Below are 14,390 nucleotides of genomic sequence, written 5' to 3'. Positions count from 1 at the left end.
GTTCATGACAAGCCCCAAGGATTCATCTAACCAAGACCCCGAGACCGCAGCCGCGGCGCTGCCACTTTTTGAACAGATCAAGACACGCTTACGCCAGGACATCTTGGAAAAGCGTCTGATCGCGGGGCAGAAGTTGCCATCAGAGGCGCAACTGCAGCTGGCCTTTGGCGTCAGCAGAATTACCGTGCGTCAGGCGTTGAACGAGCTGCAGTCCGAAGGGTTGATCGAGACCATCAACGGGAAGGGTAGTTTCGTGACCCGTCCTGCTGATGCGCCACGGCTTGGCATGCTCGCAGGCTTCAAGGAGTTGTTGCGCATGCGTGGTCGCGTTGCCAGTGGGCGAATGCTGAGCACTCGCATCGGTCCGGCCCCCGCGTACGTGGCTCGGGCACTCAAGCTGCCCCCTCGCTCCTCGGTGTCCGTTGCGCGGGCGGTGTTCATGGCGGACGGCGTTCCAGCCGCATTCGTGAAGGCATATTACGAACCCACCCTCGGCCGCGAAATTCTTTCAGAGCGTTTGGCGAGCGACGACGCGATGACTGTGCTGGAAGAGGAGCTGGGTTTCCGGCTCGATCGCACTCAGATTTCCGCTACCGCAGTCAAGGCTGGGCGGGTTCGCGGATATCTTCTGGAAGTTCCAGCCGACGAGCCTTTATTGCACATGCGTTTTGTGCCCTACGATTTGACTGGTCTGGCGCTGCTGTACTCGGACGTGTACTTCAGACCGGATCAGTTCACGTATAGGGCCATGATTCGGCGCTAGACGGGATACACCGACGATATGCGTCGGGTGACGCCAGTAGGGCGTCAACTCGCTCACGGAGTACCCGGGCATGCGAGTGGGCTCTCCCCTCCATGCTGGACTTTAAAACAGAACCGGGTGCGGCTGGGCACATGTCTGATCGGAGCCTATTTACTCAGTCGCCTCGCAGGGCCTGAGCGAAGATGGATTTCCCTTCGTTCCGCAGAAGTTCCATAACCCGATGGGCCGGAGGAGTAAGAACCCCGGAACGCAAGCTAGTGACGCCTAGTTTACGCCGCAGCGTTGTGGCAGCCAGCGCGACCTCGCGTAGTTCGCTTGCCTTTGAAAGGGCCAAGGTATGTCGCGAAACGAAACTCAACATGTCGTTATGCGCGATCATCCGTGGCAATAGCGGAATTGAACCAGCCTCGATTTGTACGCGAGGCTTTGCAAGGCCGTGCGAAGAGAACGTGGCATCCAACCACTGCCTACTCGGTATGTTCGTGCTCGGCAAGGCCCAGGAGTGTCTTAGGAGCGATTTCATGGATATCCGCTTCTCTTTGAATATCGGGTGCTCACGGCGAGCGGCGACCACAACCACATCCTCGATGATGGGTAATGATCGAAATTCCGGGTCTGCCTCTGCAGTCAAGCCAATAAGGATGTCGATTTTCCCGGAACGTAAGCGATCGTGAAGTTCCCAGCTGGGTCCGATCACGATGCTTATGGTGATGGGGTCACCGTCTTTCAGGACTAGACGCGCAAGCTCGGGTAGGAGCTGATCCGCGGCGATGGGCCCGCTGCCGATGTTCACATGCCCCGCGCGGCCTTGCGCGAAGTTTCGAACTTCCCGTAACACTCCATCTGCGGTGCCGCGGAGCACCCGCGCCTGCTCCCGTAACATTTTTCCCGCAGGCGTGAGGCAAATTCCTCTTCCCTCGCGCTCAAACAGTGAGCTTCCGATGGCATCTTCCAGTCGCTTGACGCATTTGCTTAGAGCGGGTTGGCTCCTTCCAAGTTGCTCAGCAGCTTGCCCCATATGGCCCAGATCGGCGATAGCTTCGAAGAAACGAAGGTCACGAAGGTGAATATCCATGCTTTCTCCAATCATTTCTAAAAGAAATCAATAAATGAGAATTATCGATTGGACTAGATGGTATTGGTTGTTGAGAATTCGCTTACGTGCTTGATCGCAAGGCGGTCGCCGATTCGGCTTATGAAGAAGAAAACTCGTGAATAACCCCACTATATTTGTGACAGCCCCCCGACTTGCACCCGAAGGCTTGGATCTGCTCAGGAGCGCTGGCGCACGCGCAATCTTCCTCTCGGATGCTGAGGACGTCGCAGAAGTGGAGGCGATCATGTCCCGTGAGCCAGTGGACGCAGTGATTTCTCGGACAGTGGAACTCAGTGCTCGTGCTATTAACGCCTGCCCGACGCTCAAAGTCATATCCAAGCATGGCGTCGGGGTTGGCAATATTGACGTGCATGCTGCCACGGCGAGAGCGATTCCGGTGTACACCACGCCGGGAGCGAACGCAGCCTCGGTTGCCGAACTTACTATCGCGCTCATGCTCGCCGCGACGAGGAAAGTTGGATGGATGGATAGAGAGTTGCGTGCAGGTCGATGGAGTCGTGCACAGGACGGCTTGGAGTTGCGCGGCCTTAATTTGGGATTGGTGGGATTCGGGCAGGTCGGCCGACGAGTGGCTCGAATTGCAACGGCGTTGGAGATGTCCGTTCATGTGTTTGACCCCGCAGCTCAGCGCGAGAGCGAACGCTTTGAGGGTGTGGTTTTTCATAGCAGCCTCGACTCCATGATCCCCATTAGTCATGTTCTGAGTCTGCATGTTCCCTTAAACCAGGCAACCAGGAACTTGATTGACAGGCAGCGGATACGTTTACTGCCAAGTGGGGCCGTTGTGGTGAATACAGCACGCGGCGAGGTGCTTGATGAGGTTGCACTCATTGAGGCATTGAAGGATGGGCAGCTACATGCGGCCGGCTTGGACACAATGGTCTCGGAGCCTCTTCCTGCAGGGCATGAACTGTCGAGTCTAGGTAACGTGGTGCTGACTCCGCATGTGGGTGGTTCGACCTCAGCAGCGCTGTCCGCGATGGCGTTGGGTGCTGTTCGAAATGTGCTCGGATGGCTCGATGGTGCACCGCCGCCTAGTGAGAGCTGTGTCAACCCTTCAGTTCTTTCACTGATTTCGCCTCAAGCCTCCATCGGATGACCCAAATGAGTTCCACTCCCGTCTCCTGGCCTCCCGGATATGCCATCAACCCGCGCGTGGTCAGTATCAGTTCCGAATTGGTGGAAGCATTTCGACATCTGCCCGTTTCAGCCGTCGGCGATGTGATGGGGCGATCCGTCGGAGCGATTGGATTGCGTCAATATCACCGCAGCTTGGATACTGTGATGTGTGGTCCCGCAGTGACCGTGAGGGTGAAACCTGGTGACAACCTGATGATCCATAAGGCGCTGCAGATGGTTCAGCCTGGCGACGTATTGGTTATCGATGGTGGGGGTGATGTTTCCCAGGCCTTGGTAGGCGGTTTGATTCGGACGACTTGCGTCGCGAAATCAGTCGCAGGCCTCGTAATCAATGGAGCAATCCGGGATCTGTGTGAATGGGCGGAAGATGGCATGCCCATTTTTGCGCTCGGTCATACCCATCGTGGTCCTAGCAAAGAGGGGCCTGGCGAGGTTAACGTGCCGGTGGCAGTAGCCGGATTGGCGGTGATGCCGGGAGACCTCATTCTTGGGGACGCAGATGGCGTGATTGCCATCTCGCCTGACCGTGCGAGTGAGATCTTGCATCAGGGCAGGCAGCATCTGGTGAAAGAAGCACGCATCCGAGAGGAGAACCGTCTCGGTACGTCGGATCCCGAGCGCTTCAATGCGTTGCTCCGATCAAAAGGTCTGCCTGTATGAGCGGAATCATGGTTGACTGCACTTATCAAACTGGAGGGAAGAATCATGAATGAACTCAGAAGAAAGCTTCTGCTTTCGTTACCGGCAATCACGACGGCCGCATACACGGGTACGGCTGTGGCACAAGGCGATTGGCCGAGCCGGCAGATCAAACTGATTGTTGCATTCGCGCCGGGCGGCTTTACCGATATCGCCGCCAGATTGATGGCGGACTCGCTTACGCGCAGGCTCGGGCAGTCCGTATTCGTCGAAAATCGGCCTGGAGCAGCAGGGTTTATAGGTACTCAAGCTGCCGCACAATCCGCTTCGGATGGTTATACCCTGCTGTTGGGAACCATTAGTACCCATGCTATCAACGTTGGGTTGTATAAGAAGCTGCCCTACGACCCCGTCAAGGACTTCGTGCCCGTCTCCGGTATCGCCAAAGGTCCCTTGGTTTTGACGGTCCACCCGTCAGTGGGGGTAAAAAGTGTTGGGGACTTCATTGCTAAAGCGAAAGCTCAACCAGGTCGATTGACTTACGCTTCAGGCGGAAGCGGCACCACCAGCCACCTGGCGGCGGAGTTGCTCAAGAGTGTCGCAGGCGTGGACCTGTTGCACGTTCCTTACAGAAGTCCTTCGCTTGCAACTACTGCTTTGCTGGCAGGTCAAGTCGATATGATGTTCGACACGGTTCCGACGTCTTTGCCGCATGTTAATGCCGGCAAAACGCTTGCCTTGGGTATAAGTGGCAATGATCGAGTCGAATTAATGAAAGACGTGCCGCCTCTTGGCCCCATTCTCAATGGATTCAACCCAGATACTTGGGCAGTGATGTTCGCGCCAGCTGGCACGCCTACAGGCATTGTCGAAAAGCTGAGCGGCGCGATTGCAGAAACTCTCAATGCCCCAGAAGTGCAAAAGCGTCTGTCAGAGATTGGTATGGTTCCGTTGCCCGTTAAAGGCGCCGAATTGGTTGAGTTTCTACGCAAAGATACAGCTCGTTGGGTCGACCTGATCCGAAAGAACAACATTGCAGTAGATTGATTCGATGCAAAGGCTCAAGGTTTTCATTAGTCATACCGGCGAGGAGTTGGCGGCCTATTACAGTGAGAAGGGTTTAGAAGTCCTGCGACAGCACGCGGAGCTTGTTTTCAATGAGTCTGGAAAGACGCTTGCTGGGATTGAGCTTGCGAATGCGGCTGCGGGATGCCAGGTGATATTGGCACATCGATCGACGCCAGGAAATGCGGACACGTTCGAAGCGGCACCGGGTTTGTTGGCCTTTGTGCGTTCGGCAGTCGACGTCAGTACAGTGGATATTTTGTCGGCTTCTTCTCATGGGATCTTGGTGACACGTGCATCTGCGGGCTTCGGTGTAGCTGTCGCGGAGATGGCTCTGGCCATGATGTTTGACTTAGGGCGTGGTGTTTCGCGCGCGCGCCACGCATTCGAAAGAGGAGAGGAGCCTCGTCTACCGAAAGGTCTTCAATTGCGAGGTGCGTCAGTCGGTATTCTGGGATACGGGACGATCGGAGGAGAACTCGCGAAAATGACCCAAGCGCTTGGAATGCGAGTTAGGGTCTTCGATCCACGCTCGGTGGGTGATCTGACGCCCGAAGTTGCCTGCAGCTTTGAGGCGACAGTAGCGCAATCGGATTTTCTTGTCTGCTTGGCCGCCTCGGTTCCCGAGACACACAATCTCATCAACGAGAAAGTGTTGAGTAGTATGCGCGAAGGTTCTTTTTTCCTGAACCTCTCCCGTGGAGAACTCGTTGATGAAGACGCTCTTGAGAAAGCTCTTGACAGCGGATGGCTAAGGGGCGCGGGGCTTGATGTTGGGCGCGCACCGGATCAACGTCCATCGATCAGGTTTATCAATAGGCCTGATGTGGTGGTCATGCCCCACGTCGGTGGAATGACGGTGGCTGCACGCGAACATCAGACGATGGATACCGTGCGACAGATTACCGCGCTGGCTCAAAGGAAGTGGCCCGAGGGCGCATTAAACGCCCATGAGGCGTTTCGTGTGCGCTCGCACATTGAGGCGGATGGGACTTGTCGATGACTGCTGCGATCTGGTCCGCAGGAGATGGACGTCCGACGACTCGCTTGCCAGCGCAGAGCGTGGATGCGCATCTGCACATTTATGATGCCAGATTTCCATATGACGATGCTGCCAGTTTGCGTCCACCCGAGGCAACCGTTGCGCATTACCGGCAATTGCAATCCCGTTTGGGTACGACGCGTTGCGTGGTGGTCCAGCCCTCCAGTTATGGCACTGATAATCGCTGTCTAGTTGATGCTCTCCAACAGCTGGGTGCGGAAGCACGAGGTGTTGCTGTGATTGATGAGCGAGTGACCGACCGAGAGCTGCGCCAATTGCATGAGTCTGGTGTGCGTGGTATTCGTTTCAATCTATCCCGTCCCGCAGGGGCGCCTGTTGAGTCGCTTCAAAGATTGGCACGGCGTATTGAACCGTTGGGCTGGCATGTACAAGTTCATGCCCTTGCAGAAGCATACCCATCCATCGCTCCTGTACTGGCGATACTTCCGACTACGGTGGTGATTGACCACTTGGGACGAATTCCACCTAGCGGCTCGCCAGAGAAACACCCTGCGTGGGACGCTTTGAGGCGGCTAGTGGATGCAGGGCGCACATGGATCAAAGTTTCCGGGGCTTATCACGACACAAAAATAGGTCCTCCGGGCTATGAGGACACGGGTTCTGTTTCGCGCGCATGGCTGCGGTATGCCCCTCAGCGAACGGTTTGGGGAACCGACTGGCCTCATGTGGCGGCACTGGCAGGAGAGAAGCCGATGCCTGATGATGCACAGTTGCTGGACCTAACAGTCGCTTGGTTGCCTGAGACGACCTCGGCAGTACAGCTATTCGTGGATAACCCGCGGGAGCTTTACGGGTTCCAGGTGTCATAGCACCTTCACATTCCTGCACTCCAATCGTCAGATGCGATTTCGCGCCAGGGGCCTGTCGGCGTTTCAAGCTAGACAGCATCCTGACGCGGTGTCGTGACGCGCGGCATCGCGTTGTATTGCCTCGGAAGGATGTGCAGCCAAGAAGATCATGATCGTCACTGACGCGTGGGAGCCGCAGGTCAACGGTGTGGTTCGCACCCTGAAAATGACCATGCGTGAGCTTCAGGCCATGGGGCATGAGGTGCACATTCTTTCGCCTCATGACTTCAAGTCGTTTCAGTGTCCAACCTACCCTGAGATCTCGCTGGCCCTCGCCACCCGTTCGGCAGTTGCGCGCTGCATCGACGATCTGGAGCCGGACTGTCTGCACATTGCTACTGAGGGGCCGCTCGGTTGGGCGGCACGCGGTGCTGCGTTGAAGCGCGGCTGGTCGTTTACCACGGCCTATCATAGCCGATTTCCTGAGTACGTTCACGCACGTGTGCGGGTGCCGCTGAATTGGAGCTATGCGCTTCTGCGCAAGTTTCACAATGCCGGGGTCGCCACGTTGGTGCCCACGCCCGCTATCATCGATGACCTCAAGTCAAAGGGATTCACGCGGACCCGGTGGTGGTCACGCGGGGTGAATCTGGAGGCGTTTTCGCCAGAGGGGCCCAGGCTGGAGCGCAGCACCTCCCCCGTGTTTCTCTATGTGGGGCGGCTGGCCGTCGAAAAACAAGTACACAAGTTCCTGGAGCTTGATCTGCCCGGAGAAAAATGGGTTGCGGGCACGGGGCCGGATGAAGCGCGGCTGAAGGCCAGCTACCGTCGGGTGCGCTGGTTTGGCGTCCTCGGGGGCGATGACCTGGCAACCGTCTATCGAAGCGCCGACGTAAAGGTGTTCCCCAGCGTGACCGACACATTCTGTCTCGTGATGTTGGAGGCGATGGCGTGTGGAACGCCAGTGGCCGCCTATCCGGTGCCCGGCCCCATCGATGTGGTGGGGGATGACTCGCTGGGCGGCGTCATCGATAGCGATCTTCGCGCGGCCTGCCTTACTGCTTTGAACAAACCCAGGAAAGGTGTGCGGCGCCATGCCGAGCAGTTCAACTGGGCTCGCGCGACACGGCAGTTCGAGCAGGCTCTGGTGCCGCTGTCTGCTCAGTCGGGCTTGGTACCTGTCCGCTGAAGTTCCATTCGCCAGTAGAAGGCTCAGGAATCAACGGCGGGCTGCTGGAGTCGACCTATTCGCTCTGCTCAATCAGGGCGCGAAGCCGGTCTGGCAATGCCGTGGATTTTTGCTGTGACCTGCTTACCCAGACTACGGTGGCGCCCCCTGCAGCGCGAATGACGCCGGGCTCGGTCGTGCTCTCCATCACTGCCCAGGTTTCAAAGGTGGCACGCCGAGCGTCGCTGACATACATTTTCAGCAAGACCTCTTCGGGGTATTGGAATTGCCGGTAGAAGTTGCAGAAGGCATTCACGATCACCGGTCCTTGAACCTCCGTATCCTCCCTCACTCCGATGGACTGAAACCAGTCTATGCGCGCAATCTCCATGTAACGGAAGTAAACCGCGTTATTGACATGGCCCAGGGCGTCCATATCAGCCCAGCGTATGGGAATGCGGGTTTCAAAAACGAACCTCTTTTGTTCCGGAATCTCGATTTTCATTTGTGAGCCTTGATGGATGCCAGAATGCCTGCGGTGAACAGCAGGGTTGCTGTGAATTGTGCGGCGGTCGGCCAGTTGCCGTCCCATATGAAGGAGTAGAAAAGCGCGAACAGCGTTTCACTGACGATCAGTTGCCCGCACAGGCTGGACGGCAAGCGTTGGCTGGCCATGTTCCAAAAAATGGTGGCGAGCCAACTGGAGCCGAAGCCAAGGGCCAGGGCGACTACCGCGAACAGCGGCCAATCGGGTTGCGCCACCAGTTGGGGAAGCGGCGTGCCCAGCCCCAAGGCCAGCCCCAGGCCACCCAGGCCCGTGGCCACGCCCAGCCAATTGGCCCAGTCGGTCGCACTCACTTCCGGGTGACGCTTCAACCAGGCGGCATTCAGCAGGGTGAAGGCGGTCCAGCTGGCCATGGCCAGCACTGACAGCACCAGTCCTCGCGTGTAGTTGCTGCTGTGCGCAGCCGTGGGAACTTGCGCCATTAACACCAGGCCGGCGGCGGTCAAGGCAAGACCGGGAAGCAAGGTTTGCCACTTCAGCCCGTGCGGCTTGCCCAGCATCATGACCCAGAGGGGGATGGTGCCAACAATCAGCGCGGGCATTTCAGTGCCTGAATCTCGAATGGCCATGACAAGTACCCAGTAGTAACCGGTAAAGCCCAGCACACTCAGCCATAAAGCGGCCCAGGCCTGCGACCAGGTGGGTTTGCGCGCACGTCGCCACGAGGCGGTCACCACGCCGGCTGCGACGATGCCGTAGACGAGAAAACGTCCGGCAGTCACGTCGATGCCGGAAAAGCTGCTCACCATCCGAGGAGCCACGAACACGAGGCCCCACAGGGCACCGGCGGCCAGGCCCGCCAGAATGCCAGTCAGCATGGCAATGCGGGGTTAGACAGCAAACCCGTCATCTGCCGCGATCACCGCGCCATTGACAAAATGGCTTTGGTCGGAGGCCAGCATCATAAGCACGGCGTCCAGGTCTTTCGGCTCGCCGACGCGCTTGCGCGGCAGCATGCTGATGAGTTTCTGGCCTTGTTCGGTGTCCCAGTGCCCGTGATTAAGTTCAGTATCAATGTAGCCTGGGCAAATGGCGTTCACGTTGATGCCGAAACGCCCCCACTCAATGGCCATGGCCTTGGTCATCTGGATGACGGCGGCCTTGCTCATGCAATACACGCCGATCTGTGGAAGTACCTTCAAGCCCGCCATGCTGGCGATGTTGATGATGCGTCCGCCCGTGAAGCTGCCCGGGGCGGCACCCTTGGCGCGGGCAAGCATCCGTTTGCCCACCTCCTGGGCCACGAAGAAAGCACCGCGAACGTTGGTGTCGAAAATAAAGTCGTAATCTTCCTGAGTAACGTCCTGCAGGCGCTGGGTGGTGGTGACGCCGGAGTTGTTCACCAGAATATCGATGGAGCCCATTTCGGTCTCGGCGTGCGCTACCGCGGATTTGATCGAGTCCACATCGTTCACGTCGCATTCGACCACATGGGCGTCTCCGCCTTCACCCTCGATGCGAGCCCGCAGTTCCTTGAGTTTTTCCATGCGGCGGCTGGCCAGCACCACGCCGGCGCCAGCGCGCGCCAGGGTGCGCGCGAACTGCGCGCCCAGGCCGCTGGAGGCTCCGGTAACGAGGGCGACACGGCCGGATAAGTCGATGCTGTAAGTCATTGGAAAATCCTTCTCTAGGAGCAATTCAAGGCTGTGCGGCCCGAAGGGGACGCTCAGTGCATAAAATCGGCTGATTGGCAGTCCACTTGGACATCAGGCGGACGCGCCCGATGCCACCCATTATTTCAAACCCACAAGAGACCCTCTATGTCACCAGAACAAATCATTGAACAGTACGGCCCGCGAGAGGCCATGGAATATGACGTGGTTATTGTGGGTGCCGGCCCCGCCGGTCTGTCCGCGGCCATTCGCCTGAAGCAGCTGGCGGCCTCGAAGAACCAGGATGTCTCCGTCGTGGTGCTGGAAAAGGGCTCTGAGCCCGGTGCGCACATTCTGTCGGGCGCCGTGATGGACCCCAAGGCGCTGACTGAGCTGATTCCCGATTGGAAGGAAAAAGGTGCCCCGCTGCACCAGCCTGTGACCGACGACGCCTATGTCTTCCTCAGCGAAACGGGGGCGCGCGCGTCCCAGGCGCGCTTTTGCCACCTTTTGCCAACAACCACGGCAACTACATCGTGAGCCTCGGCAACGTGGTGCGCTGGCTGGCAGCGCAGGCTGAAGAATTGGGCGTGGAAATATTTCCAGGCTTCCCGGCAGCTGAGGTGCTCTATAACGAAGATGGCAGCGTCAAGGGCGTAGCCACCGGGAACATGGGTGTCGGCAAAGATGGCGAGCCGACCGAGAACTTCCAGCTTGGCATGGAGTTGCATGCCAAATACACCTTGTTCGCCGAAGGCTCGCGCGGCCATCTGGGGCGTCAGCTTATCGAGCGCTACAAGCTGGATGCGAATAGTGACCCCCAGAGCTATGCCATCGGCATCAAGGAAATGTGGGAGATCGACCCCAGCCGGCACACGCCCGGGTTCGTCATGCACACCGCCGGCTGGCCCATGGATGATCAGACCTACGGCGGTGCGTTCCTCTACCATGCCGAAGGCAACAAGGTTTTCTGCGGCTATGTGGTTGGCCTCAATTACAAAAACCCCAACCTGAGCCCCTTCGAGGAGTTCCAGCGCTGGAAGACGCATCCACGCGTCAAGTGGTATTTCACGGACGATCAGGGCAATGTGAACGCCAAGCGCATTTCGTACGGCGCGCGTGCCATCACGGCGGGCGGCATTCTGGCGCTGCCCAAGACGGTGTTCCCAGGTGGCGCGCTGGTGGGCTGCGACGCCGGCTACCTGAACGTGAGCCGCATCAAGGGCAGCCATGCCGCCATCAAGACCGGCATGCTGGCCGCCGAGGCGGCTTATGATGCCGTGGTTGCTGGACGCCAGCACGATGAACTGGCCGCTTATCCAGAAGCCTTCGAACACAGCTGGCTGGCTGCTGAGCTCAATAAGGACCGCAACTTCAAGAACTGGTTCAAGAAGGGGCTCACCGTGGGCACCGTGATGAACGGTCTGGAGCAGTATGTGCTGCGCGGCCACGCTCCCTGGACACTGCACCGCGCCGAACCGGATCATGTGCAGCTCAAGCCAGCGGCTGAGTGCAAGCCCATTGTCTATCCGAAGCCGGACGGCAAGCTAACCTTCGATCGCCTCTCCAGTGTGTTCATCAGCAACACCAACCACGAGGAAAACCAGCCCGCCCACCTGACGCTGAAGGATCCCACGGTACCAGTGCGCATCAACCTCGCCCAGTACGCCGGCCCAGAGGCCCGGTTCTGCCCGGCTGGTGTGTACGAGTTCGTGCCCGATGAAACCCAGGGCGGCAATGCTCAGCGCCTGCAGATCAATGCCCAGAACTGTGTGCATTGCAAGACTTGCGACATCAAGGACCCCACGCAGAACATCGTCTGGGTGACGCCGGAAGGCGGTGGCGGGCCAAACTACTCCGGAATGTAATCAGGCATGTAGAATCCGCGGTGTCAGGAGAGAGTGCCGGAAACGGTGCCGCCGAAGGCTGAACGCTCAGGCAAAAGGACTGGCACATCAAAATTCTGTTGGAGAGAAGCGCTGGTGTCACGCCAGCGCTCACCGAAGGGGCAAGGCGCAGGCGTTTGGTCTGCTGCGCTGAATCTCTCAGGTAAAGAGGACAGCAGGGTTCCAGGCACTGTTGCTTAAGGTCGGAGGGTATTGCCCGAAGCCCTGTGGCGAAGTGTCAATGCATCGTTTACACGCATTTTTAGGAGCCCTTCCCATGTCCGACGCTGCCTCCTCTTCTGATACTGCCCTGCTGCAAACACCGCTGCATGCGCTGCACGCCGAGTTGGGCGCGCGCATTGTGCCTTTCGCGGGGTATGCGTTACCCGTGCAGTATCCGCAAGGCCTCATGGCAGAGCACCGCCACACGCGCGAAGCCGCGAGCCTGTTTGACGTGTCGCACATGGGGCAGCTCAAGCTCATCGGCCCTGAGGCTGCTGCCGCGTTTGAAACCCTGATGCCGGTCGATGTATTGGGCCTGGGGGTGGACAAACAGCGTTACGGTTTGCTGCTGAACGAGTCCGCCGGCATCATGGACGACCTGATGTTCGTCAACCGCGGCGATCATCTGTTTGTCATCGTCAATGGTGCTTGCAAGGCGGCTGACATTGCGCATATGCAAGCCCGCATCGGCGAGCGTTGTCAGATCGTTCCCATGCCCGAACGCGCGTTGCTGGCACTGCAAGGCCCCAAGGCCGTGGATGCGTTGCAACGCCACGTGCCCGGTGTGGAGAAGCTCGTCTTCATGACCGGCGGCGCCTTCACCTGGAACGGCGCAGACCTCTACATTACTCGCAGCGGCTACACCGGCGAGGACGGCTTCGAAATTTCCGTGCCAGGCGATCGAGCGGAGGCGCTTGCCCGTGCCCTTCTGGCGGAGCCTGAAGTCAAACCGGCCGGCTTGGGTGCGCGCAACTCGCTGCGGCTGGAGGCGGGCCTTTGCCTCTACGGCAATGATCTCGACCAGGCCACCACACCGGTGGAAGCAGGCCTGAACTGGGCCATGCAGAAGGTGCGGCGCACGGGCGGCGAACGTGCGGGCGGCTTTCCCGGCGCGGATATCCTGCTTGCGCAGCTTGATGGCAAGTTGCCCATAGAGCGCAAGCGTGTGGGTTTGATCGCGCAGGAGCGCATTCCTGTTCGCGAGCACGTGAAGATTGAAAACATGGACGGCCAGACTGTTGGCGAAGTCACCAGCGGCCTGTTGGGCCCCACCATTGATAGCCCCATTGCCATGGCCTACGTGAAGGTCGATTACGCCGCGCTCGGCACCGAGCTGTATGCCATGGTACGTGGCAAGCCAGTGCCGGTCACGGTGTCGGCCATGCCTTTTGTGCCCACGCGTTACTACCGCGGATAGACCGCTAGGCCGCACGGAAGGGGTGGGTCATGTCAGAAGTCATTATTGCCAGTGCCACACGCTTGCCGGCCGAAAGGTTCTGGCAGGAGTCGGCCTTGGGTCAATCGCTTCGGCGACTGGCATTTGATACACAAGTGCGCGCCACGGTGGCCTTTGAGAATACCCTGGGACTGCCAGTGATCTACAACCGGCTGATCCAGGCAGCGCCACCGGGTAGTTTGCTCGTTTTTCTGCACGACGACGTCTGGATTGACGATATCTTTTTCAGCCAGCGTATTGCCGAGGGGCTTCAGACATTCGATGCCATTGGCGTCGCCGGCAACCGGCGGCGCGTGCGCAACCAGCCGGCTTGGGCTTTCGTGAATGAGCAATTTACATGGGACGACCGTGCCAACCTCTCCGGAAGCGTGGCGCATGGAAAGATGCCATTTGGCGCTGTCAGCTACTTCGGGCCGGCGCCGGCTGAGTGCGAACTGCTTGATGGTGTTTTGCTGGCCGCCAGGCGAGATGCGCTGGTAGACCACGAAGTTGGCTTTGACGAGCGCTTTAGCTTCCATTTCTACGACCTGGATTTTTGTCGCAGCCTGCGTGCCAAGGGGCTGCGCCTGGGCACCTGGCCCATTGCCCTGACTCACCAGAGTGGTGGAGCCTTCGGCACACCTGGCTGGCAGGCTGGCCGCGAGGCTTACCTGCGCAAGTGGGAAGCGATTGTGGCGTCTTGAACTTGAGCCGCGGATCTTTGATCTTTGTTTCTTTGAACGTGAACACGTTTCTGCACCCTACCTAACCTGAGAGACCACCATGAGCCTTTATTACACCGAAGACCACGAATGGATCCAAGTTGATGGCGACGTTGCCATCGTCGGCATCACCAAGCATGCGCAAGACGCTTTGGGCGATGTGGTGTTCGTAGAACTGCCCGACGTGGGCAAGACCTTCGAGCAGAAAGAAGTGGCTGGCGTCGTCGAATCGGTGAAGGCTGCGGCTGACGTGTACATGCCGGTGACAGGCGAAGTCACCGAGGTCAACGAAGCCCTGCGCGACGATCCGAGCCTGGCCAACAGCGATCCGATGGGCGCGGGCTGGTTCTTCAAGGTCCGTATGTCCAAAGCAGACGAACTGGCCGCGTTGATGGATGAAGCGGCCTATACAAAGCTGACTGACGCTGCCTGAGCGTTGGTAAT

The 14,390-nt window shown here is 58.6% G+C and carries 14 protein-coding genes, 1 pseudogene and 1 riboswitch; of the genes and pseudogenes, 11 read left to right on the top strand and 4 right to left on the bottom strand.

Going from position 1 to position 14,390, the window contains the following annotated elements; translation table 11 throughout:
• Positions 1-4 precede the first annotated feature (4 nt).
• On the top strand, positions 5-763 hold the full coding sequence (locus AAAK34_RS18675) for a GntR family transcriptional regulator (RefSeq protein ID WP_231694728.1): 759 nt from the start codon (positions 5-7) through the stop codon (positions 761-763).
• A 154-nt stretch (positions 764-917) separates the two neighbouring features.
• On the opposite strand, the gene AAAK34_RS18670 is transcribed toward AAAK34_RS18675, so the two are convergent.
• Positions 918-1,838, bottom strand: coding sequence for a LysR family transcriptional regulator (locus AAAK34_RS18670; protein WP_231694729.1), 921 nt, complete (start codon positions 1,836-1,838; stop codon positions 918-920).
• Between the two features lie 157 nt (positions 1,839-1,995).
• Between AAAK34_RS18670 and AAAK34_RS18665 the strand changes: the two genes are divergently transcribed.
• The 6 genes from AAAK34_RS18665 to AAAK34_RS18640 all read left to right on the top strand — a co-directional run bounded on the left by AAAK34_RS18665 (position 1,996) and on the right by AAAK34_RS18640 (position 7,764).
• Positions 1,996-2,979: a hydroxyacid dehydrogenase gene (locus AAAK34_RS18665; RefSeq protein ID WP_431777556.1), complete on the top strand. Its 984-nt coding sequence runs from the start codon at positions 1,996-1,998 to the stop codon at positions 2,977-2,979.
• A 5-nt stretch (positions 2,980-2,984) separates the two neighbouring features.
• Positions 2,985-3,680 (top strand): RraA family protein, encoded by a 696-nt coding sequence (locus AAAK34_RS18660; protein ID WP_231694731.1) that lies wholly within the window; start codon positions 2,985-2,987, stop codon positions 3,678-3,680.
• A 12-nt stretch (positions 3,681-3,692) separates the two neighbouring features.
• Complete coding sequence (locus AAAK34_RS18655) at positions 3,693-4,706, top strand: tripartite tricarboxylate transporter substrate binding protein (RefSeq protein WP_231694732.1); 1,014 nt, start codon at positions 3,693-3,695, stop codon at positions 4,704-4,706.
• A 4-nt stretch (positions 4,707-4,710) separates the two neighbouring features.
• The gene (locus AAAK34_RS18650; protein ID WP_231694733.1) at positions 4,711-5,727 is read left to right on the top strand and encodes an NAD(P)-dependent oxidoreductase; all 1,017 of its coding nucleotides are present in this window, start codon (positions 4,711-4,713) and stop codon (positions 5,725-5,727) included.
• Positions 5,724-6,596: an amidohydrolase family protein gene (locus AAAK34_RS18645; RefSeq protein ID WP_431777555.1), complete on the top strand. Its 873-nt coding sequence runs from the start codon at positions 5,724-5,726 to the stop codon at positions 6,594-6,596. Before AAAK34_RS18650 ends, AAAK34_RS18645 begins: the two co-directional genes overlap by 4 nt.
• A gap of 148 nt (positions 6,597-6,744) precedes the next feature.
• Positions 6,745-7,764, top strand: a complete 1,020-nt coding sequence (locus AAAK34_RS18640; RefSeq protein ID WP_231694734.1) for a glycosyltransferase family 4 protein — start codon at positions 6,745-6,747, stop codon at positions 7,762-7,764.
• A 55-nt stretch (positions 7,765-7,819) separates the two neighbouring features.
• On the opposite strand, the gene AAAK34_RS18635 is transcribed toward AAAK34_RS18640, so the two are convergent.
• From AAAK34_RS18635 to AAAK34_RS18625, 3 genes are read right to left on the bottom strand one after another with little or no spacing between them, the layout of a single operon-like run.
• Complete coding sequence (locus tag AAAK34_RS18635) at positions 7,820-8,248, bottom strand: acyl-CoA thioesterase (protein ID WP_231694735.1); 429 nt, start codon at positions 8,246-8,248, stop codon at positions 7,820-7,822.
• On the bottom strand, positions 8,245-9,126 hold the full coding sequence (locus tag AAAK34_RS18630; protein WP_231694736.1) for a DMT family transporter: 882 nt from the start codon (positions 9,124-9,126) through the stop codon (positions 8,245-8,247). Before AAAK34_RS18630 ends, AAAK34_RS18635 begins: the two co-directional genes overlap by 4 nt.
• A 12-nt stretch (positions 9,127-9,138) precedes the next feature.
• On the bottom strand, positions 9,139-9,921 hold the full coding sequence (locus AAAK34_RS18625) for an SDR family oxidoreductase (RefSeq protein WP_231694737.1): 783 nt from the start codon (positions 9,919-9,921) through the stop codon (positions 9,139-9,141).
• A 147-nt stretch (positions 9,922-10,068) separates the two neighbouring features.
• On the opposite strand from AAAK34_RS18625, the pseudogene AAAK34_RS18620 reads away from it, so the two are divergent.
• The 4 genes and pseudogenes from AAAK34_RS18620 (at position 10,069) to gcvH (ending at position 14,379) form a co-directional block, all read left to right on the top strand.
• Positions 10,069-11,768, top strand: a pseudogene (locus AAAK34_RS18620) (4Fe-4S dicluster domain-containing protein).
• A gap of 88 nt (positions 11,769-11,856) precedes the next feature.
• A riboswitch (glycine riboswitch) is annotated at positions 11,857-11,972 on the top strand.
• A 91-nt stretch (positions 11,973-12,063) separates the two neighbouring features.
• Positions 12,064-13,206, top strand: coding sequence for a glycine cleavage system aminomethyltransferase GcvT (gene gcvT, locus AAAK34_RS18615; RefSeq protein WP_231694739.1), 1,143 nt, complete (start codon positions 12,064-12,066; stop codon positions 13,204-13,206).
• 29 nt (positions 13,207-13,235) lie between these two features.
• Entirely contained in the window at positions 13,236-13,928 is a 693-nt protein-coding gene (locus AAAK34_RS18610) for a glycosyltransferase (protein WP_231694740.1), read from the top strand.
• 79 nt (positions 13,929-14,007) lie between these two features.
• On the top strand, positions 14,008-14,379 hold the full coding sequence (gene gcvH / locus AAAK34_RS18605; RefSeq protein ID WP_231694741.1) for a glycine cleavage system protein GcvH: 372 nt from the start codon (positions 14,008-14,010) through the stop codon (positions 14,377-14,379).
• The last annotated feature ends 11 nt before the right edge of the window (positions 14,380-14,390 follow it).

The sequence above is a fragment of the Ottowia caeni genome (genome assembly GCF_050821495.1).
Taxonomy (GTDB): Bacteria; Pseudomonadota; Gammaproteobacteria; order Burkholderiales; family Burkholderiaceae_C; genus Ottowia; species Ottowia caeni.
This window is presented reverse-complemented; position numbering and strand designations above follow the sequence as displayed.

Bases quoted from the DNA above. Each gene is read 5' to 3' on its own strand.
- AAAK34_RS18675 (WP_231694728.1), top strand. From the start codon at position 5: ATGACAAGCCCCAAGGATTCATCTAACCAAGACCCCGAGACCGCAGCC.
- AAAK34_RS18650 (WP_231694733.1), top strand. From the start codon at position 4,711: ATGCAAAGGCTCAAGGTTTTCATTAGTCATACCGGCGAGGAGTTGGCG.
- gcvT (WP_231694739.1), top strand. From the start codon at position 12,064: ATGTCCGACGCTGCCTCCTCTTCTGATACTGCCCTGCTGCAAACACCG.
- AAAK34_RS18610 (WP_231694740.1), top strand. From the start codon at position 13,236: ATGTCAGAAGTCATTATTGCCAGTGCCACACGCTTGCCGGCCGAAAGG.
- AAAK34_RS18640 (WP_231694734.1), top strand. From the start codon at position 6,745: ATGATCGTCACTGACGCGTGGGAGCCGCAGGTCAACGGTGTGGTTCGC.
- AAAK34_RS18630 (WP_231694736.1), bottom strand. From the start codon at position 9,126: ATGCTGACTGGCATTCTGGCGGGCCTGGCCGCCGGTGCCCTGTGGGGC.
- AAAK34_RS18670 (WP_231694729.1), bottom strand. From the start codon at position 1,838: ATGGATATTCACCTTCGTGACCTTCGTTTCTTCGAAGCTATCGCCGAT.
- AAAK34_RS18645 (WP_431777555.1), top strand. From the start codon at position 5,724: ATGACTGCTGCGATCTGGTCCGCAGGAGATGGACGTCCGACGACTCGC.
- AAAK34_RS18625 (WP_231694737.1), bottom strand. From the start codon at position 9,921: ATGACTTACAGCATCGACTTATCCGGCCGTGTCGCCCTCGTTACCGGA.
- AAAK34_RS18660 (WP_231694731.1), top strand. From the start codon at position 2,985: ATGAGTTCCACTCCCGTCTCCTGGCCTCCCGGATATGCCATCAACCCG.
- gcvH (WP_231694741.1), top strand. From the start codon at position 14,008: ATGAGCCTTTATTACACCGAAGACCACGAATGGATCCAAGTTGATGGC.
- AAAK34_RS18635 (WP_231694735.1), bottom strand. From the start codon at position 8,248: ATGAAAATCGAGATTCCGGAACAAAAGAGGTTCGTTTTTGAAACCCGC.